This is a genomic window from Streptomyces sp. NBC_00440, from assembly GCF_036014215.1.
In the GTDB taxonomy this organism is placed as follows: domain Bacteria; phylum Actinomycetota; class Actinomycetes; order Streptomycetales; family Streptomycetaceae; genus Streptomyces.
Map to the genome: position 1 here is coordinate 3,217,661 of NZ_CP107921.1, position 19,102 is coordinate 3,236,762.

A 19,102-nucleotide genomic window follows, 5' to 3' on the forward strand; every position below is an offset into this window, starting at 1 on the left:
GCCAATCACGCGGGTCCTTTGCCTCCCGGTGGCACAGGACCGCCGCCGGGCGCCGTGCGGGCCGCGTTCTTGGCCGCGACCACCGCGTCGAACACCTCCCGCTTCGGCAGCCCCGCGTCGGCGGCGACCGCGGCGATGGCCTCCTTGCGCCGCTCCCCCGCCTCCTCGCGCACCTGCACCCTGCGCACCAGCTCAGCGGGGTCGAGCTCCTGCGGCCCGGTGTCGGGGGCGCCCTCGACCACGACCGTGATCTCGCCCCGTACGCCGTCCGCCGCCCACTCGGCGAGCGCCTTCAGCGGCCCGCGCTTCACTTCCTCGTACGTCTTGGTCAGCTCACGGCAGACCGCCGCCCTGCGGTCGTCGCCGAAGACCTCCGCCATCGCTGCGAGGGTGTCGTCCAGCCGGTGCGGGGCCTCGAAGTACACCAGCGTCCTGCGTTCGGCCGCGACCTCCCGGAGCCTGCCAAGACGCTCGCCCGCCTTGCGCGGCAGGAAGCCCTCGAAGCAGAAGCGGTCCACGGGCAGCCCGGAGAGCGCCAGCGCGGTCAGCACCGCGGACGGGCCGGGGACCGCCGTGACCTTGATGTCCTGCTCCACACACGCGGCGACCAGCCGGTAGCCGGGGTCGGAGACCGACGGCATCCCGGCGTCCGTGACCAGCAGCACCCGAGCGCCACCGGTCAGCGCCTCGACCAGCTCCGGGGTGCGGGCCGTCTCATTGCCCTCGAAGTACGAGACGACGCGTCCCGTGGTCTGGACGCCGAGCGCCTGGGTCAGCCGGCGCAGCCGCCGGGTGTCCTCGGCGGCGACGACATCAGCCGTCGCCAGTTCCTCGGCGAGCCGGGGCGGCGCGTCCGACACGTCACCAATGGGGGTCCCTGCGAGTACCAGCATTCCTGTCACGACTCCATTCTCCCAGCCCCGTGCACACCACTCTCACAGTCGGGTTCCCTACGATGGCGCGGTGACGAGTACAGCGCCTCAAGCCCTGAAGGGCCACGACGCCGGGGAACAGCCGCCCGCCTGGGGGCGCAGGCTGCGCCGGTTCGGGTACGGGGGCCCGCGCGAGACGGGCCTGCGCGAGCGACTGGTGCCGCCCTACGCCTCGCCCGGCCCGCAGCTGTGGCGCGTGCTCGGCTTCTCCCCCGCTTTCGCGGAGCGGCTGCTGCGCTGGTCGGCCTGGGGCGGTCCGCTGCTGGTCACGCTGGTCGCCGGGGTGCTGCGGTTCTGGCATCTCGGCAGCCCGCACGCCGTGATATTCGATGAGACGTATTACGCGAAGGACGCCTGGGCGCTGATCCACCAGGGGTACGAGGGCCACTGGCCGGACAACATCAACAACGCGATCCTGGCCAACCCCTCGCACGTCTCGGTGCCGTCCGACCCCGGCTATGTGGTGCACCCTCCGATGGGCAAGTGGCTCATCGGGATCGGCGAGCACTTCTTCGGGTTCACTCCGTTCGGCTGGCGCTTCATGACCGCGCTGCTCGGCACGCTCTCGGTGCTGATGATCTGCCGGATCGGCAGGCGGCTGCTGCGCTCGACGTTCCTGGGGTGCCTGGCCGGAGCGCTGCTGACGGTCGACGGACTGCACTTCGTGATGAGCCGCACCTCGCTGCTCGACCTCATCGTGATGTTCTTCGTCGTGGCGGCCTTCGGGGCGCTGCTGATCGACCGGGACAGAAGCCGGGCCCGGCTCGCGGAGGCCCTTCCGGTGGGCGAGGAGGGCGGGCTGCGGCCCGACAGCGGTGTCGCGAGCACGCTGCGGCTGGGTCCGCGGCCCTGGCGGATCCTTGCCGGTGTGCTGCTCGGCCTGTCGGCCGCGACCAAGTGGAACGGCCTCTACGTCCTGGTCTTCTTCGCGGTGATGACGGTGCTCTGGGACGTGGGCGCCCGCCGCACCGCGGGCGCCGTCCGCCCGTACCGGGCCGTCCTGCGCCACGACGTGCTGCCGGCCTTCGTCTCGACGGTGCCGGTCGCCGTGGTGACGTACATGCTGTCCTGGACCGGCTGGTTCGTGACCAAGGGCGGGTACTTCCGCGACTGGGCGAACCAGCGCGCCGGGCTCTCCCCCGACCACGTCAAGCTGCCGGTGCTCGGCACGGTCCACCTGCCGCAGTTCGACATGAGCTGGGTCCCGGCGTCGCTGCGCAGCTTCTGGCACTACGAGGCCGAGGTCTACAGCTTCCACGTCAATCTGACCGAGGGGCACCAGTACCAGTCGAACCCGTGGAGCTGGCTCGTGGTGGGCCGCCCCGTCTCTTACTTCTACGAGTCCCCGAAGCCGGGCGTCGACGGCTGCCCGCAGGGCACCGAGAGCTGCGCCCGTGAGGTGCTGGCGATCGGCACCCCGCTGCTCTGGTGGGCGGCGTGCTTCGCTGTCCTGTACATCCTGTGGCGCTGGGCCTTCCGCCGGGACTGGCGGGCCGGGGCCATCGCGTGCGGGATCGCGGCCGGGTATCTGCCGTGGTTCATGTACCAGCAGCGGACGATCTTCTTCTTCTACGCGGTCGTCTTCGTGCCGTTCCTGTGTCTGGCCGTCGCCATGATGATCGGCGCGATCCTGGGGCCGCCCGGGTCGAGCGAGCGGCGCAGGGCGGTGGGTGCGATCGGCGCGGGTGTGCTGGTGCTGCTGATCGTGTGGAACTTCATCTACTTCTGGCCGCTGTTCACCGGGGACGCGATCCCGCTGAGCCAGTGGAACAACCGGATGTGGCTGAGTACCTGGATCTGATGCCGGGTCCGGACCCCCCCCCGTTTCCGGCAACTCCCCCCTGTGGTGCGCCCCATGGTCCCGGTCGGGTAACGACGCCCCCGGGGCCACCCGGGTCCCGTACGCTGCTGGACGTAACTCTCTTGAACATGTTCAAAGAGACATGTCCCAAGAGGCTCCTGGGGAGGGGACGCGGCAGTGCGCAACGGGGTAAAGATAGGCATCGTGGGCGGGGCGTTCGTGGTGGTGGCCGGTGGGGTCGGCTACGGCGCGTACAACATCTGGAACGGGCTGAACAGTTCGGACGGCGGCGGCTCCACGGATACGGCCCAGGCCGCGCCCGCCCGCACCGGCCCGCCGACCGCGGACGAGATCAGCGGTGCGGCGAAGGACTTCCTCGCCGCCTGGGCGAAGGGCGACGCGGACAAGGCGTCGCAGCTGACCAACAACGCGGCGGACTCGCAGCCGCTGCTGGCCGGTTACCGCGCGGACGCGCACGTCACCAGAGTGACCCTGACGCCCGGCGCGGCATCGGGTGCGAAGGTGCCGTTCACGGTGAAGGCCACCATCTCGTACGAGGGGAAGACCAAGCCCTGGTCGTACACGTCGTCGCTGAGCGTCGTACGGGGGCTGACGACCGGCCGGGCGCTGGTGGACTGGGACCCGTCGGTGATCCATCCGGACCTGAAGAAGGGCGAGACGCTCACCACGGGCGAGGCGGAGTCGGCGCCCATCAAGGCCGTCGACCACAACGGCGCCGAGCTGACGAAGGAGAAGTACCCCTCCCTCGGGCCGGTGCTCGACGCGCTGCGGCAGAAGTACGGTGACAAGGCGGGCGGCAAACCGGGCATCGAGACGTACATCGGGGCCGCCGACTCCTCGGACGGCACGGCCTCCTCGGACAGCCCTGCTCCCGCCAAGACCCTGCTGACCCTCTCCAAAGGCACCCCGGCGCTGCTGCACACCACGCTCGACGCGGGTGCACAGGCGGCGGCCGAGACGGCGGTGAAGAAGTTCAGCGAGTCCTCGGTGGTGGCGGTCAAGGCGAGCACCGGTGAGATACGCGCGGTCGCCAACAACCGTGACGACGCTTTCAACGCGGCGACGCAGGGCAAGCTCGCCCCCGGCTCCACGATGAAGATCATGACCGCCACGATGCTCATCAACAACGGCCTGGCCGCCGAGAAGAGCCCCATCCTCTGCCCGGAGTCGGTCACCTGGCAGGGCCAGACGTTCCACAATCTGGACAACTTCTCCATAGCCAACGGCACCATGGAGCAGAGCTTCGCCCGCTCCTGCAACACCGCCTTCATCAAGCCGGTCGGGAAGCTGAATGACCGCGGTATCGCGGACACCGCCCTGCCGGACACGGCGAAGAAGTACTTCGGCATCGGCTCGGAGTGGAACGTCGGCATCCCGACCTTCGACGGCAGCGTTCCGAAGACGACAGGCCCCAACACCGCGGCGGCGATGATCGGTCAGGGGCTGGTCCAGATGAACCCGCTCAACATGGCGTCCGTCACCGCGACCGCCCGCAACGGCGCGTTCCACCAGCCGGTGATCGTGCCCGGCTCACTGCGCGCCGGGGACACGGCCACCGCGCAGCCCCTGCCCGCCAACACCGCACAGCAGCTGCGCGACATGATGCACACGACGGCGACGGCTGGGTACGGGACGGGCACCGTGGCGATGTCCGGGGTCGGCGGGTACAAGGGCGCCAAGACCGGCTCCGCGGAGGTCGACGCCCAGGGCAAGTCCAACAGCTGGTTCGCCGGATTCAGCAACGACCTGGCCGCCGCAGCGGTCGTCCAGTCCGGCGGCCACGGCGGGGACGCCGCGGGTCCGGTGGTCGCGGCGGTGCTCGCAGCGGGCTCCTAGTTCTGGCGGCGGGCTCCTGGGGGGGCAGCAGCCGGGGGCCGTTAACGGGTTCGCGTGGTACCTACACCGGACGTTAGCGTTACGGGCCATGAGTACTTCCGAACCCACTGTCAGTCCCCGGTTCGCCGATGCGCTGCGCGAACCAGCGGAGTACCCGGGCGCCGCCCCCACCGATGTCCTGGAGTCCGCCGCGTGACCCCCACGGTCATCCTCGCCGTCGTCATCGCGGCGATAACGCACGCCAGCTGGAACGCCATCGCCCACCACATCAAGGATCAGCTGGTCTCCTTCGCGCTGATCTCCGGGGGCGGGCTGCTGGTCGGGGTGCTGGGCGCGCTGTTCGTCCCCTTCCCGGCCGCCGCAGCGTGGCCGTTCCTGCTGGTCTCGGCCGCGCTGCACGTCACGTACATGCTGCTGCTGATGCGGTCGTTCACCCTCGGCGACTTCGGCCAGATGTACCCGATCGCGCGCGGCACGGCGCCGCTCGTGGTGACCGTGCTGGCCGCGGTCTTCGTCCATGAGATCCCGAACGGCTGGCAGTTGGCGGGGGTGGCGGTCGCCTGCGCCGGACTCGTCGGGGTGGCCCTCTGGGGCCTGAAGGGGTCCCGCCCGCAGTGGCCGGCGATCATCGCGGCCCTCGCCACCGGCCTGGCCATCGCCTCGTACACCACAGTCGACGGCGTCGGTGTCCGCGACTCCGGCTCCTCGCTGGGCTATATCGCCTGGCTGATGATCCTGGAGGGAATCGCCATCCCGGCGTACGCGCTGTACCGGCGCCGTGGCCAACTGGCCGCCCAGCTACGCCCGTACGCCGCCACCGGGCTGGTCGGCGGCGCGATGTCGGTGGTCGCGTACGGGCTGGTCCTGTGGGCCCAGACCCGCGCCCCGCTCGCCCCGATCGCCGCGCTGCGGGAGTCGTCGATCATCGTGGGCGCGGCGATCGGCGCGCTCTTCTTCAAGGAGAAGTTCGGGGCGCCGAGGATCGCGGCGGCCGGTCTGATGGTGGTCGGTATCGGGCTGATGCTGCATACGGCGGCTTAGGGGCTGTCCGGCGGTTCATGCCCGACCGCGCGCCGGGCGCGCACCGGCGGACACGGCCTGAGCCTCCTCGGCTACAGCCCGCTCTCCACCGGCACGTCCGGCACGTGGTCGACGACCCTGCCGTTCTCGATCAGCCGCTTGATGCCGTACGTCGCCACCGCGGCCACCACCATCGCGGCCACCAGGAACCACAGTCCGGCCACCGCGGACCCGGTGCGGTCCACGATCACACCGATTCCCATCGGGCCGAATCCACCGCCCAGGTTGCCGACCGCGTTGATCATGGCGATGCCGGAGGCGGCCTGCACCCCGGTCAGGAACCGCGACGGCAGTGACCAGAGCACCGGCTGACCGGCGAAGATACACATCGCGGCGAGGCTGATGAAGGCCATCTGGAGCACATGGTCGCCCGCCGGGACCAGCGCGGAGCCCGCGAGTCCGACGGCGCCGACCGCCGCGCTACCGGCGATCCACGGGTAGCGGGAGCCGCTGCGGTCGGCGAGCTTGGGAACGACGTACAGGCCGATGGCCACGAAGACGTACGGGATGGCCGTGACGAAGCCGACGGCCGTCCCGGACAGCCCGCCGAAGCCGTCCACGATCGTCGGCAGCCAGAAGCTGAGTCCGTACGCACCGAGCGGGAAACACAGGAAGTACAGGGACATCAGGACCACGCGCTTGTCGCGGAGGGTCCTCAGCGGGGATTCATGGGTGCCGCCCAGCGTGCTGCTCTCGACAGCCAGTTCGTCGGCGATCCACTTCTTCTCGCCGTCCTTGAGCCAGCCGACCCGCTCGGGGCCGTCGGGCAGGACCCGCAAGGTGAGGAAGCCGAGGAGCACCGCGGGAACACCGGTGGCGATGAAGATCCACTGCCAGCCCTTGATGCCGAGCACGCCGTCGAGGCCGCCGAGTGCGCCCATCAGCGGATTGCCGATGATGAAGGCGAGCGGTGTGGACATCATGAACCAGCCCGTCATCCGGGCGCGGTAGCGGTACGGGTACCACTTGGTCAGGAAGTAGAGGACGCCCGGATAGAAGCCGGCCTCGGCCGCGCCCAGCAGGAACCGGGCGGTGTAGAACTGCCAGCCGGTGCTGACCAGCGCGGTGAGGGCGGTGACCAGGCCCCAGCTGATCAGGATGCGGGTGAACCAGCGGCGGGCCCCGAACCGTTCCAGGAAGATATTGCTGGGCACCTCGAAGATCGCGTAGGCGACGAAGAATCCCACCTGGCCGAGGGTGAACGCGGCATTGGACAGCCCCAGTTCGTTCTGGAGCGTCAGCTTGGCGAAGCCGATGTTCGAGCGGTCCACATAGGCGACCAGATAGAGCAGGACCAGGAACGGCATCAGCCGCCAGGTCACCGCCTTCATCGTGCCGGTCTCCGTACCGGGCTCTGAGCCGGTCTCCATGCCGGGCTCTGAGCCGGTCTCCATGCCGGATTCTGGGCCGGTCTCCATGGCGTTCCTCCCGGGTGTGGCGATCATCATTGACCCTTTCGGTGCGTCCTCGGGACACGCATGGACCGTATCGTGATTTGATAGCACCATTAAGGGCGGGCACGACACGACTAGGTCACAGAACGGCTGGGTCAGCTCCACCGCATAGATGACGGCACTGAAGGGACCACCACATGGCACCGCAGCTGCGCAGCCGCGCCTGGTTCGGGGACGGCGGCAAGAACGGCTTCATCTCGCGCCATCACCTGCGGGCCATGGGGCGCGGCGGCCACAACTTCGACGGCAGGCCGGTCATCGGCATCTGCAACACCTTCTCCGAGCTGACGCCCTGCAACGGGCATCTCCAGCTCCTCGCGGACGCGGTGAAGCGCGGAGTGCTCCAGGCCGGCGGGTTCCCCCTCGAATTCCCCGCGATGTCGCTCGGGGAGCCGTTCCTGCGTCCGACCTCCATGCTCTACCGCAACCTGGCCGCGATGGAGATAGAGGAGCAGATCCGGGCCAACCCGATCGACGCCGTCGTCCTGCTCACCGGCTGCGACAAGACGACGCCGGCCGCGCTGATGGGCGCGGCCAGCGCGGGCGTGCCCTCGATGGTCTTCACCGGCGGCCCGATGCTCAACGGCCGCTTCAAGGGCCGCAACGTGGGCTCGGGCACGGACATCTGGCGGATGACCGAGGAGCTGCGGGCCGGGACGATCACCCAGGAGGAGTTCACCGAGTTCGAGTCCTCGCTGAACCGCTCGGCCGGTCACTGCATGACCATGGGCACCGCATCCACCATGGCCTGTCTGGCCGAGGCCCTGGGCATGATGGTGCCGGGCGGCTCGGGTCTGCCCGCGGTCGACGCCCGGCGCGGCACGCTCGCCGAGGAGACCGGCGCCCGCGCCGTCGAGCTGGCGACGAGCGGCCTCACCCCCCAGCGGATCATGACGCGCAACGCATTCGAGAACGCCATCCGCGTCAACGCGGCCATCGGCGGTTCCACCAATGCCGTCGTGCATCTGCTCGCCATCGCGGGACGGCTCGGCGTGCCGCTCAGCCTCGACGACTTCGACCGGCTGGGCGCAGAACTGCCGCTGCTGATCGACCTGATGCCGTCCGGCCGCTTCCTGATGGAGGAGTTCGCGTACGCGGGTGGCCTGCCCGCCCTCATCAACGATCTGCGCGAACACCTCCACCGCGACACGGTCACCGTCACCGGCCGCTCTCTCCTGGAGAACTGCGAAGGCGTCGAGGTGTACGACCGCGAGGTCATCCGCTCCTTCGGCAATCCGGTGCTGCCCGCGGGCAGCGGGACGGCCGTGCTGCACGGCAATCTCGCCCCGGACGGGGCCGTCATCAAACAGTCCGCAGCCGAGCCGCGGCTGCTCAGCCATACCGGTCCCGCTCTGGTCTTCGACTCACTGGAGGAGTACCTGGACGTCGTCGAGGACCCGGATCTCGATGTCACGGCCGACACCGTCCTGGTCGTCCGCAACACCGGCCCCCGGGGTTACCCCGGTATGCCGGAGGTGGGCAACCTCGCACTGCCGAAGAAGCTGCTCGACGCGGGCGTGCGCGACATGGTCCGTATCTCCGATGCCCGGATGTCCGGGACCGCCTTCGGCACCTGTGTGCTGCACGTGGCGCCAGAAGCAGCCGTCGGCGGCCCGCTCGCGTTCGTACGGACCGGCGACCAGGTCTGTCTCGATGTCCCGGGCCGTCGTCTCGACGTCCTGGTGGACGATGCCGAGCTGGCACGGCGCAGGAGCGGGTGGACGGCGCCGAAGCCGCCCGTCGAGCGCGGCTGGACGTACCTCTACACCCAGCACGTCACGCAGGCCGACACCGGCGTCGACCTGGACTTCCTGGTCGGCTCGACCGACTCCGCCCCGCCGCGCCAGGCCTTCTGAGGAGCTGTCCGCCATGACCGACACACCCAAGAACACCGAGGCACTGGTCCGCGGCGTCTCGCCCGTGCTCGAAGTGCCCTTCCGCGACAACGGCGATCTGGACCCGGAGGGCTTCACGACCGTCGTCGACCGGGTGCTGGCCACCGGCGTCAGCTCGGTGATGTTCCCCGGCTTCGCGAGCGAGTTCCACAAACTCGACGACGGAGAACGGGAGTTGCTCACCGGGATGCTGCTCGACCGCACCCGCGAGGAGCCCGGTGTCGCCGCGATCGTGTCCGTGCCCGACCACGCGACCCGGCATGCGGTCGCGCAGGCCGAGTCGGCCGCCGAGCGCGGCGCCGATGCGCTCAATGTGCTGCCGCCGCACTTTCTCGGCCCCTCGCGCGAAGCCGTACTGACCCATGTACGGGCCGTGCTCGCCGCAGTGGACCCGCTGCCGGTCGTCGTGCAGTACGCGCCCGCGCAGACCGGTACCGCGCTGGACGCCCCGACGCTCCACCAGCTCGCAGCCGAGCACGCCAACCTGCGCTGGGTGAAGGTCGAATCGGCGCCGCCGGGCCGGCTCATCGCGGCTCTCGCGGCGGGGACGCGGCCACTGCCGGCGCTGGTGGGCTACGCGGGACTCCAGCTGCCCGACGCACTGCGGCGCGGCGCGGTCGGCGTGCAGCCCGGGTGTTCCTTCACCGAGCTGTACGTCGAGCTGTGGCGCCGCTGGGAGGCGGGCGACGAGGACGGCTGCGTCGCCCTGCACACCCGGATGACCCCGTACCTCTCGTACTGGATGCAGAGCGTCGAGCTGATCGTCGCCGCGGAGAAGGAGATCTCGGTGCGCCGGGGCTGGTTCGGCTCGGCGCACTGCCGCGCCCCCGGATACCGCCTCGACCAGGAGGAGCTGCGCATGATCGACCGTTTCTGCGCGGAGTTCGCCGATCTGCTGCCGGAGTTCACCGGTCTGCTGCCGGAGTTGGCGCGATGACCGGCCCCGGTGCAGGAGCGGGTGCGACGGCCGGCCCCGCTGTCGTCACCTGCGGCGAGGCGATGCTGCTGATGGTCGCCGAGCCCGGCACCCCGCTGGAGCGGGCCACCGCCTTCCGCCGCTCGGTCGCGGGCGCGGAGTCCAATGTCGCGGCCGGCCTGGCCCGGCTCGGGCACCCGGTGCGCTGGCTCGGCCGGGTCGGCGACGACCCGTCGGGGCGGGCCGTGCTGGCCCAGCTGCGTGCCGACGGCATCGACACCTCGTACGCGGTGACCGACCCCGGGGCGCCCACCGGTCTGCTGCTGCGCGACAGCCACCCGGCCAGGGCGATCGATGTGCAGTACCACCGGGCGGGCTCCGCCGCTTCGCGCCTCGCGCCCGACGGGCTGACCCCGGACCTGCTGGGCGGCGCCGCGATCGTCCACCTCACCGGCATCACCCCGATGCTCTCGGACTCCGCGCACCTCGCCACACTGCGGCTGTTCGAACTGGCCCACGAGGCGGGGGCGACCGTCTCCTTCGACCCCAACGTACGGCTGAAGCTCGGCAGTCCGGAACGGTGGCGCGAGGTCGTCGCACCGCTCCTGGAACGGGCGGATCTGGTCCTCGCGGGCGAGGACGAGCTGGAACTGCTCGGCGGGCCGGCCCCGCGGCGGCTGCTGGCCGCCGGGGCGCGGGCCGTGGTGGTCAAGCACCGCGACAAGTCGGCCTCCTGCCTGACCGGGGACGGGCACTGGCAGCAGCCGGCCTTCCGGGTCCCGGTGACCGACCCGGTGGGCGCTGGCGACGCGTTCGCCGCGGGGTTCCTCTCCGGGGTGCTGCGCGCCGAACCGTACGACGTGTGCCTGCGCACGGCGGCCGCCGTCGCGGCGCTGGTCGTGCAGTGCGCCACCGACACCGACGGGCTGCCCGACCGGACGGGTCTGGACCGGGCACTCGCCGCGTTCACCGACGGCGCCGAGACCGTCCACCGCTGACGCCCCTCTTCCCTCCCCCCTTCTCCCGCCAGTCCGTCCCCTTCTCGCCAGGAGCACCGTCATGGATCACATGTACCGCTGGGAGACCGTCCGGGCCGTCACGGCCCAGCGCGTCTTCGGCATCGTCCGCACCCCGGGCCCCGAGGAGGCCGTCGCCGCGGCCGACGCCGTACTGGACGCCGGGCTGCACGCCGTGGAGATCGCCCTCACCACCCCGGGCGCCCTGCGCGCGGTGGCGCAGCTGACCGGCCGGCGCCCCGGCGCCCTGATCGGAGCGGGCACCGTGCTCGACGCGGCCGCGGCGCGGGCGGCCGTGGAAGCAGGTGCCCGGTTCCTGGTCTCGCCCAGCCTCCACCCGGAGGTGATCCGTACGGGACACCGCTACGGCGTGCCCGTCTTCCCCGGTGTGGCCACCCCGACCGAGATGGTGCGGGCCCTGGAGGAGGGCGCTGACGCGCTGAAGCTCTTCCCCGCGTCGGCCGTGCCCCCGTCCTGGCTGCGCGATGTCCGGGCCGCACTGCCCCAGGCCCCCGTGATCCCCACCGGAGGTGTGACAATCGAGAACGCACCGGAGTGGATCGCGGCCGGCGCCGTCGCCTGCGGCATGGGCTCGGCACTGACCTCGGGCGGCGCACAGGCGGCGGGCGAGCGGGTCACCACCCTGCTGGGCCGCCTGGCGGCAGCCCGCTGACCACACCGGACCAGACGCATCGGCAGACGGGGAACGACGTGGAGCTTCAGGGCCTGCACGGCCAGGTGGTCGACCGGATCGGCCAGTCGCTCGCGGCGGACGAGATCCGGGCGGGCGAGGTGCTGCGCCTGGAGGACGTACAGGAGCGGTACGGCGTCTCCCGCACCGTGGCCCGCGAGGCCGTCCGGGTCCTGGAGTCGAAGCGGGTCGTCACCAGCCGTCCCCGGGTGGGCATCACCGTACGGCCGATGACCGACTGGAATCTGTACGACCCCCAGGTCATCCGCTGGCGCCTGGCATCCCCGCGCCGTGAGACCCAGCTGCGCGAACTGGCCGAACTGCGGGCCGCGGTGGAGCCGTCGGCGGCCGCGCTCGCCGCGACGGCCGCAGGCGAGGAGGCCCGGCGTGCCCTGAGCGCCCACGCGCAGGCGATGGCGGGCGCTGCCCAGGCGGGTGACAGCAAGGGGTTCATCGCAGCTGACGCGGCGTTCCACCGGGCGCTGCTCACCGCGTCGGGCAACGGCATGTTCGCCCAGCTCTCCGAGGTCACCGAAGAACTCCTGGTGGCACGGCGTGAGTTGCTGCTGATGCCCGAGCAGGTGGACATGGCGTCGGTGCGCCGGCACCAGGAGATCGCCGACGCCATCGCCGAGGGCCGCGCCACCGATGCGGCCCTCGCGGTGAGCACGGTCGTGGAGGCCGCCCGCAGCGAGGTCGAGCAGCTCCTTGAGGGCGGCTCGGCCTGCGCCTTGGGCGGCTGATTCAGCTCCCGGGCTGGTTCAGTCCGTCGGCCGGTTCAGCTCCCGGCCGGTTCAGCTCCCGGCCGGCTGACTCACCCCTCGGGCCGCACGGCCACCGGCGCCGCACCGTCGCCGGTGGTTTTCGCCGTCTCGGCGGCCAGCCGGCCCGGTGCGGTGAAGCGCCCGGACACGATCGCCACCACGGCGCCCAGCAGCATCGCCCCGGCGATCACGAGCAGGGGTGCGTCGAACGATCCGGTGGCGTCCTTGATGACACCGATCAGCGGGGTGACGGCCAGCCCCGCGACATTGGCGAAGGCATTGATGAAAGCGACCCCGGCCGCCGCCGCGACGCCGGTCATGAAGGCCGTCGCGCTCCCCCACAGCGCGGGCACCGCGGCCCAGGCCGCTCCCGTGGAGAGCGCGAGGAGTGCGAAGCCGGGCACTCCGGGTCCCGCCGCCACACTCGCGACGAGCAGTACGCCCGAGACGGCCATCGGTACGGCCATGTGAAGCGCGTGCTTCCCCCGCCGGTCGACGGAGCGCGCGACGATCACCATGGCGACCACGGCCAGGGCATAGGGGACCGCGGTGAGCAGAGCGGTCACGAAGTCGCTCGGGTCCCCGAAGCCGCCCTGGATCACCTGCGGCATCCACAGGGTCAGGCCGATGCTGTCGAACGAGTACAGGAAGAAGAAGAGGGCGAGCAGCAGCACTCCGGGGCTGGTGAGCGCCTCACGCACGGAGACCGAGCGCCGCCCCGCGATCTCCGCCCGCTCCTGGGCGAGCCGGCCGGTGAGCCACCGCCGGTTGCGCTCGGGCAGCCACGCGGCGTCCTCCGGGGTGTCGGTCAGTGACTTCAGGACGATGAACCCGAGCAGCACGGCGGGCACTGCCTCGACCACGAACAGCCACTTCCAGCCCGGGGTGTTGAGCACACCGTCCATCTTCAGGACCAGGCCACTGAGCGGGGAGCCGATGACCGTGGCGAGCGCGGCGCCCACATAGAAGCGGCCCATCGCGCGGCCCCGGTGACTGGCCGGGAACCAGCGGGTGAGGTACCAGATGACGCCTGGCGTGAAACCCGCCTCGGCGGCGCCGAGGAACAGCCGTACGAGGTAGAAGGAGTGCGCGCCCCCGACCAGGGCCATACAACCGGAGACGATGCCCCACGAAATCATGATGCGGGCTATCCAGCGGCGGGCGCCGAGCTTGGCGAGAAGCACATTGCTGGGCACCTCGAAGACGACGTAGGTGGCGAAGAACAGACTGGCGCCCAGGCCGAACTGGGCTGCTGTCAGACCGATCGCGTCGTTCATCGTCAGGGCGGCGACGGAGAGGTTGGAACGGTCGATGTACGCGACGAGATAGCAGATGACGATCAGCGGCATCAGCCTCCTGGCCACCCGGTTCATGGTGTCGCGCTCCAGGCCGCCGTCATCGCCCCTGCCGACGACGCTGTCCTGATCGGGGCTCATCGGTCCCCCTCCGTCCGGTCTGCCGGTGTGCGATATGTGCAACGTGCGCCGCGCTGAAGGCAGGTGCGCCTCATGCACACCGGATTTCAATGGTGCTATGATAGGCCCAATGGTGTGGGCATGGCTCGCCCCTGTCAATGGCCGGGTGCACACGGAGCCGACAGGGGAACCAGAGACGAAGACGGACTTCTCCGCGACCCCCTGGAGGTTCACGATGACCACCCCCGCCTGCGCCGCGCCCGCCGTTCACGTAGGCCCCGACCCCGTGCCCGTACTGCTCGAAGCGGTACGGGCCGGGGGCGGCCGGGTCGTGCCCCTGGCGGAGGCCGAAGCCATCGTCTACTTCGGCAACGACGACCCGGCCGAGGTCGACGGCATGATCCACGAAGGCATCCGCTGGGTGCAGTTGCCCCACGCGGGGGTGGAGCGCTGGGCGGACGCCGGGGTCATCCGGGCGCAGCCCGTCTTCACGGCGGCCACCGGTTCGTACGGGGAGGCCGTCGCGGAGCACGCTCTCGCGCTGATGCTGGCCGCCGCGCGCGGGCTGCACCGGCTGGCCCGGTCCCGCGAGTGGGGCGACGGCCGCACCCGGGAGTTCGCGGGCTCAACCGTCGCCGTTGTCGGCTGCGGCGGCATAGGCCGCTCGCTGATCCGGCTCCTGGAGCCGTTCGGCTGCCGGATCCTGGCCGTGTCCGACAGCGGCGCGGTCCCGGGCGCGGAGCGGACAGTGGCGCGCGCCGCCTTCCGCGAGGTACTTGCCGACGCGGACTTCGTGGTGGCCGCGGCGCCCACGACCCCTGACACCCGTGGGATGTTCGGGGCGGCCGAGTTCGCCCTGATGCGCCGGGACGCCTGGCTGGTCAATGTCGCCAGGGGCGGGCTGGTCGTCACCGCCGACCTGGTGGACGCGCTGAAGAACGGCACGATCGGCGGAGCGGCACTGGATGTCACCGACCCCGAACCACTTCCCGCGGGGCATGAGTTGTGGGACCTGGAGAACGCCCTGATCACCCCGCACTGCGCCAACCCGCGCTCCTCGTACTGGCGTGGGCTCGCGGAACGGGTCGAGGCCAACGTCGCCGGATTCGCCGCGGGCCGCCCGCTGGCGGGCGCGGTCACACCCGCCCGGGGCTTCTGACGCGGTCTCGCCCTGTCAGGCGTCGGGGCTGTCGATTCGGAAGAGTTTCCGCGCGTTGCCGGCGGTGAACTTGTCCCGGTCCTCGTCGGTTTCGAACTCCGCGAGGAACTTCTGGACGTCCGTCACGCCCGGCCGGTGGAACGGGTAGTCCGTGGAGAACAGCAGCCGGTCGACGGTGGTGGCCGCCAGGGCATGGCGCAGCAGTGCGGGGTTGAGCATCCCGGAGCTGGTGATGTGCACGTTCGTACGGATGTATTCGGACGCTTTCCGCTGAAGGCCCGCGATGCGGGACAGGCTGTCGGTGCGGTCACTCCAGAACAGCAGCAGCTCGCCCCAGTGGCCGAGGACGATCTGCAGGCCGGGGTGGCGGTCGAAGATGCCCCTGGTGATGAGACGCAACGCGGCGAGGGCCGCCTCGATGTGCCATCCCCAGCTGAAAGTGGACAGGGCGAGGGAGGTCATCGGGTCGAAGCCCGCATAGGCCGCGTCCCGGACGGTTCGCGACGGAATCTGCGGATGGATGAAGATCGGCTGGCCGAGGGCCGCGGCGGTCGCGAACAGGTCGTCATAGCAAGGATCATCGAGCGCGGTCCCGCCCGTCCGTCCGTAGACCATGGCGCCCACGAACCCGAGGCCCGCGGCGCGTTCGAGCTCTCCGGCGACGGCAGCCGGATCGGCCATCGGCAACGTCGACATCGCCCGAAGACGGGCCGGGTGACGGCGGACCGCCTCTGCGGCGAAGTCGTTGGTGTCCCTGCTGAGCGAGACCGCATCGGCCGGAGCGAGCGGACCTGTCGCAGGAGGCGCCAGCGAGAGGACCTGCATGTCGATGCCCAGTGCGTCCATGGCCGCGATGCGCGCTTCACCGATGTCTTCCAGGCGCTCAAGGTTGTCGCCCATCTCGTTGAACGCCAGGCTGTCGTCCCGGTCCTCCTCGGGAAGTGCCTTCAGTGCCGCCGCCAGCTGCGGCGTCGTCCAGTGTTCTTCGATGCCGATGACTGCCACGACCGAGCCTCCGTACCTGAAAGCACCTGAAAGTATCTGACACAGGTCCACTAAACAGACGTTTAGCGAAGACGGTAACACGCTCGCTAAACGCTCGTATAGTGGAGGGCATGACCGGGAAGACGAGGGACGCGAAACGAGCTGAGACGGCACAACGGATACTCGAAGCCGCCCAGGAGGAGTTCGCTCTTCGCGGCTTCGAGGGCGCGACGATCCGGTCCATCGCGGACCGGGCCGGAGTGCACGCATCGCTCGTCATGCAGCACTACGGCTCGAAGGCGTCCCTCTTCACGATCGCCGTCCAGCTTCCGGATGACGACCAGCAGGCGGCCTCGGACCACCTCTTCGATGTCCTCGATGTCCGCATGGGCGAACTCCCTCCGGAGACCCGGGCGCTCGTCCGCTCGATGCTGACAGTCCCGGAGGCGGAAGCGTCCATGCGGGACTTCCTCGGGGAGCGGGTCGACAACCTCAAGGGCTCATTCGAAGGCGAGGACGCCGAGCTGAGGGCCGCGATGGCCGTCAGCAGCATCCTCGGGCTCACGATCGCCCGCCATTTCCTCAAGCTCCGGGCCTTCGAGAACATCCCCCGGGAGTCGCTCGCCAACGCGGCCAACGCCTGGATCGCCGCCCTGTCGCACGAGCCCCGTACCGAGCCCTAAGGGGTCTGGCGGCCGCGTTGGAACATGCCGGAGAGTGCCCCCAGGCCGGGACGCTGGCTCAGGTAGTCGAGGGAAAGCCCCGCACCGCGAGCAAACCACCCGAATGCGCTCACCAGGAACTCGTCCACAGCGTCCTTCTCTCCACGACCGGCGTTTTCTTGTCAGACGCGTCCGCCGCCCGGCAGGTTGCCCGTTGGTGCAGGTCAAGGCGGCTTCTTCCGCCAATCCATGCCCCGCACGAGGTGCCGTTCCACGGCAGGACCCGAGATCTTCGCGACACAGATCCTCGCGACAGCCCCGGGTCCGGACCGTCCTCAACCCCCGATCAGCCCATGCTCTTCCCGCCGTCCAGGGTCTCGCGGATGATGTCGGCGTGGCCGGCGTGCTGGGCGGTCTCGGCAATGATGTGGAGCACCACCCGGCGGGCCGACCACTGCGCGTCGGCCTCGAACCACGGAGCCTTCGGCAGCGGGTGACTGGCGTTCAGATCGGCCAGCTTGGCGACCAACTCGTCGGTCCGGCGGGCCACATCGGCGTACTCGGCCAGGACACCGGCCAGCGTTTCACCGGGCAGCATCTTGAACTGGTCGGCCCGCCGGGCGAAGTCCGCCTCGGTCATCTTGGTGAAGTCGGGCATCGACGAAGGGCCTTCCAGGATGAAGGCCGCCCAGCCCTGCTCAACTGCGGTGACATGCTTGATGAGGCCGCCCAGGCACAGTTCGCTCGCGGTGGTGCGCAGCCCGGCCTGCTCGTCCGTGAGGTCGCGGGTGGTGAAGCGCAGGAAGTGCCGCTGCTTGGCCAGCGCCTCCAACAGGTCGGCACTCTCCCCCGTCGCAGCGGGCGCCTCTGCCGGGTCCTGCTGGTTGGTCGGCTCGTTGACGGTCATGGAGTTCTGCCTTCCGTTGTCCCTGTTCCTTCGGCCAAGAACCACGCTAGAGGCCATGTCGGTCATCTACTGGCCTATATGGCGAAGAACCGAGATGAGAAGAACAGAGAGGAAGGGGAAGGCAACTCACCGCGGCGCGCCTTCCGTACGCGCAGACCGCGGTGAGCGGGAGCCACCGGCTCAGCCCTCGGAGAAGCGCTTCCGCAGGGCGTCGAGACCGGCACCGTACGTGCCGTCACCGAAGATCGACTCCACTTGCGGCACCACCTCGTCCGCGCCCTGGTAATCGGCGGACCACCGGACCTCGGCGCCGTCGGCGTGCGGGTGCACGGCGAGCGTCGCCACGAACTCGCCGACCGGCAGCATCACCGGGGCCAGCAGGACGTAGCGGTACCACCGGGCGTCGGCGTCGCGGGCCACCAGGCGCTCACGGGCGACGATCTCGCCGTCGACCGAGAAGACCCGTACGGCACCGGGGACTCCGGGGTCGGCGTCGTCCTCGATGGTGGACGGCTGTATGTACGGGTGCCAGTCGGCGAGGCCGCCGAAGTCGCCGATGGCCGCCCACACCTGGTCGGGGGTGGCCGCGAGCACGGTGGAACGCTCCAGCGTCCGGGGGGTCATGGATGTCATGGATGTCTCCTCGTCACGGGCGGTCACCATGTGCGGTCGCCGCGCAGGACCGCGTCGGCACCGCCGTCGACGAAGACGACCTGTCCGGTCACATGGGTGTTCTCGGGCGAGGTCAGCCAGTCGATCAGCGGGGCGATCTGCTCGGGGCGGGCGTAGCCGTGCAACGGCATCGGCACGCTCTGCTCGACGAGTTTCCGCATGGCGGGGTCGTCGAGCATCGGCTGGGTCATCGGCGTGACGATCACGCCGGGGCCGACAGCGTTGAGCGGGATACCCGCCCCGGCCCAGTCGTCGGTGATGGCCGCACGCCGGATCCAGCGGGAGACCGCGGCCTTGGAGGAGGAGTAGACGAGCTGCCCTTCCCCTCGGTCGACGGCCGCCCGGGAAGCGACCACCGCCGCCTCCTCGTCACCGGTGAGGGCTGCGTCCACGATCGCGGAGTCGGTCGGGTGGACGGAGTCGATCGAGCTGATGACCAGGGCCCTCGGATCGGTACCGGCGGCCAGCAGCGGGCGCAGCCCCTCCAGCGTGGCCACGGCGCCGAAGTAATTGATCTTGATGGTGAGCGGATCGGGCTGTGCGACGCCGGCGCAGGCGATGACGGCGTCGAGACGCCCGCCGCTCAGCTCCCGGGCCCGGCTGACCAGTACGGCCCGGCCTTCGGCCGTGGACAGGTCGGCGGAGATGTCGCTGTCCTTGAGATCAGCCCCGATGACGGTGTGCCCCCGCGTACGCAGGAGGGCCGCGGTGGCCTTGCCTATGCCGGAGGAGGCTCCGGTGACCAGATAGGTACGGGACATGGTTCGCTCCTTCGCGTGCCCAGAAGTAAGGCGACTGCCTCACCAACGTACACGAACCATTAAGGCGGACGCCTTACGGCTGGGTTCCTCGCGATGGGGTCCCGCACGATGGGACAGCGGCGCCTCACTCCGGGCA

General features: G+C 70.4%; 17 protein-coding genes. 10 read left to right on the plus strand and 7 right to left on the minus strand.

The annotated features are described in order from the left end of the window. Positions 1–5 precede the first annotated feature (5 nt). A complete protein-coding gene (gene rsmI / locus OHB13_RS14310; RefSeq protein ID WP_328377350.1) occupies positions 6–902 on the minus strand; it encodes a 16S rRNA (cytidine(1402)-2'-O)-methyltransferase in 897 nt (298 codons plus the stop codon). A 61-nt stretch (positions 903–963) separates the two neighbouring features. Between rsmI and OHB13_RS14315 the strand changes: the two genes are divergently transcribed. From OHB13_RS14315 to OHB13_RS14325, 3 genes are all read left to right on the plus strand, one after another. Beyond that, complete coding sequence (locus OHB13_RS14315; protein WP_328377351.1) at positions 964–2,733, plus strand: dolichyl-phosphate-mannose--protein mannosyltransferase; 1,770 nt, start codon at positions 964–966, stop codon at positions 2,731–2,733. 177 nt (positions 2,734–2,910) lie between these two features. After that, positions 2,911–4,590, plus strand: a complete 1,680-nt coding sequence (locus OHB13_RS14320; protein ID WP_328377352.1) for a penicillin-binding transpeptidase domain-containing protein — start codon at positions 2,911–2,913, stop codon at positions 4,588–4,590. Between the two features lie 192 nt (positions 4,591–4,782). Next, positions 4,783–5,631: an EamA family transporter gene (locus OHB13_RS14325; RefSeq protein ID WP_266856125.1), complete on the plus strand. Its 849-nt coding sequence runs from the start codon at positions 4,783–4,785 to the stop codon at positions 5,629–5,631. 71 nt (positions 5,632–5,702) lie between these two features. On the opposite strand, the gene OHB13_RS14330 is transcribed toward OHB13_RS14325, so the two are convergent. Beyond that, complete coding sequence (locus tag OHB13_RS14330) at positions 5,703–7,088, minus strand: MFS transporter (RefSeq protein WP_328377353.1); 1,386 nt, start codon at positions 7,086–7,088, stop codon at positions 5,703–5,705. A 173-nt stretch (positions 7,089–7,261) separates the two neighbouring features. Here OHB13_RS14330 and OHB13_RS14335 point away from each other — a divergent pair, with 173 nt between their 5' ends. From OHB13_RS14335 to OHB13_RS14355, 5 genes are all read left to right on the plus strand, one after another. Beyond that, positions 7,262–8,980, plus strand: coding sequence for an IlvD/Edd family dehydratase (locus OHB13_RS14335; RefSeq protein WP_266856121.1), 1,719 nt, complete (start codon positions 7,262–7,264; stop codon positions 8,978–8,980). Positions 8,981–8,993: 13 nt separating this feature from the next. Then, positions 8,994–9,956, plus strand: coding sequence for a dihydrodipicolinate synthase family protein (locus OHB13_RS14340; RefSeq protein ID WP_328377354.1), 963 nt, complete (start codon positions 8,994–8,996; stop codon positions 9,954–9,956). Then, positions 9,953–10,933: a sugar kinase gene (locus OHB13_RS14345; protein WP_328377355.1), complete on the plus strand. Its 981-nt coding sequence runs from the start codon at positions 9,953–9,955 to the stop codon at positions 10,931–10,933. The genes OHB13_RS14340 and OHB13_RS14345 overlap by 4 nt, the downstream gene beginning before the upstream one ends. Before the next feature lie 70 nt (positions 10,934–11,003). Continuing rightward, complete coding sequence (locus OHB13_RS14350) at positions 11,004–11,624, plus strand: bifunctional 4-hydroxy-2-oxoglutarate aldolase/2-dehydro-3-deoxy-phosphogluconate aldolase (RefSeq protein ID WP_266861010.1); 621 nt, start codon at positions 11,004–11,006, stop codon at positions 11,622–11,624. A gap of 38 nt (positions 11,625–11,662) precedes the next feature. Continuing rightward, positions 11,663–12,385 carry a FadR/GntR family transcriptional regulator gene (locus OHB13_RS14355; RefSeq protein ID WP_328377356.1) on the plus strand — a complete coding sequence of 241 codons (723 nt, stop codon included), beginning with the start codon at positions 11,663–11,665 and terminating at the stop codon, positions 12,383–12,385. A 71-nt stretch (positions 12,386–12,456) separates the two neighbouring features. Here OHB13_RS14355 and OHB13_RS14360 read toward each other — a convergent pair whose 3' ends face one another. After that, positions 12,457–13,842 (minus strand): MFS transporter, encoded by a 1,386-nt coding sequence (locus tag OHB13_RS14360; protein ID WP_328377357.1) that lies wholly within the window; start codon positions 13,840–13,842, stop codon positions 12,457–12,459. Between the two features lie 214 nt (positions 13,843–14,056). On the opposite strand from OHB13_RS14360, the gene OHB13_RS14365 reads away from it, so the two are divergent. Further along, positions 14,057–14,980, plus strand: coding sequence for an NAD(P)-dependent oxidoreductase (locus tag OHB13_RS14365; protein WP_328377358.1), 924 nt, complete (start codon positions 14,057–14,059; stop codon positions 14,978–14,980). A gap of 15 nt (positions 14,981–14,995) precedes the next feature. Here OHB13_RS14365 and OHB13_RS14370 read toward each other — a convergent pair whose 3' ends face one another. After that, the gene (locus OHB13_RS14370; RefSeq protein ID WP_328377359.1) at positions 14,996–15,985 is read right to left on the minus strand and encodes an amidohydrolase family protein; all 990 of its coding nucleotides are present in this window, start codon (positions 15,983–15,985) and stop codon (positions 14,996–14,998) included. Positions 15,986–16,095: 110 nt separating this feature from the next. Here OHB13_RS14370 and OHB13_RS14375 point away from each other — a divergent pair, with 110 nt between their 5' ends. Continuing rightward, complete coding sequence (locus OHB13_RS14375; protein WP_328377360.1) at positions 16,096–16,647, plus strand: TetR/AcrR family transcriptional regulator; 552 nt, start codon at positions 16,096–16,098, stop codon at positions 16,645–16,647. Positions 16,648–16,972: 325 nt separating this feature from the next. Here OHB13_RS14375 and OHB13_RS14380 read toward each other — a convergent pair whose 3' ends face one another. From OHB13_RS14380 to OHB13_RS14390, 3 genes are all read right to left on the minus strand, one after another. Further along, complete coding sequence (locus tag OHB13_RS14380) at positions 16,973–17,533, minus strand: DinB family protein (protein ID WP_328377361.1); 561 nt, start codon at positions 17,531–17,533, stop codon at positions 16,973–16,975. Positions 17,534–17,713: 180 nt separating this feature from the next. Further along, positions 17,714–18,166, minus strand: coding sequence for an SRPBCC family protein (locus OHB13_RS14385; RefSeq protein ID WP_328377362.1), 453 nt, complete (start codon positions 18,164–18,166; stop codon positions 17,714–17,716). Positions 18,167–18,189: 23 nt separating this feature from the next. Next, positions 18,190–18,966, minus strand: coding sequence for an SDR family oxidoreductase (locus tag OHB13_RS14390; RefSeq protein WP_266856102.1), 777 nt, complete (start codon positions 18,964–18,966; stop codon positions 18,190–18,192). Positions 18,967–19,102: the final 136 nt, after the last annotated feature.

Coding starts and splice junctions, on each gene's coding strand:
- OHB13_RS14350 (WP_266861010.1), top strand. CDS start 11,004: ATGTACCGCTGGGAGACCGTCCGGGCCGTCACGGCCCAGCGCGTCTTC.
- OHB13_RS14360 (WP_328377357.1), bottom strand. CDS start 13,842: ATGAGCCCCGATCAGGACAGCGTCGTCGGCAGGGGCGATGACGGCGGC.
- OHB13_RS14390 (WP_266856102.1), bottom strand. CDS start 18,966: ATGTCCCGTACCTATCTGGTCACCGGAGCCTCCTCCGGCATAGGCAAG.
- OHB13_RS14385 (WP_328377362.1), bottom strand. CDS start 18,166: ATGACATCCATGACCCCCCGGACGCTGGAGCGTTCCACCGTGCTCGCG.
- OHB13_RS14365 (WP_328377358.1), top strand. CDS start 14,057: ATGACCACCCCCGCCTGCGCCGCGCCCGCCGTTCACGTAGGCCCCGAC.
- OHB13_RS14330 (WP_328377353.1), bottom strand. CDS start 7,088: ATGGAGACCGGCCCAGAATCCGGCATGGAGACCGGCTCAGAGCCCGGC.
- OHB13_RS14345 (WP_328377355.1), top strand. CDS start 9,953: ATGACCGGCCCCGGTGCAGGAGCGGGTGCGACGGCCGGCCCCGCTGTC.
- OHB13_RS14335 (WP_266856121.1), top strand. CDS start 7,262: ATGGCACCGCAGCTGCGCAGCCGCGCCTGGTTCGGGGACGGCGGCAAG.
- OHB13_RS14340 (WP_328377354.1), top strand. CDS start 8,994: ATGACCGACACACCCAAGAACACCGAGGCACTGGTCCGCGGCGTCTCG.
- OHB13_RS14375 (WP_328377360.1), top strand. CDS start 16,096: ATGACCGGGAAGACGAGGGACGCGAAACGAGCTGAGACGGCACAACGG.
- OHB13_RS14380 (WP_328377361.1), bottom strand. CDS start 17,533: ATGACCGTCAACGAGCCGACCAACCAGCAGGACCCGGCAGAGGCGCCC.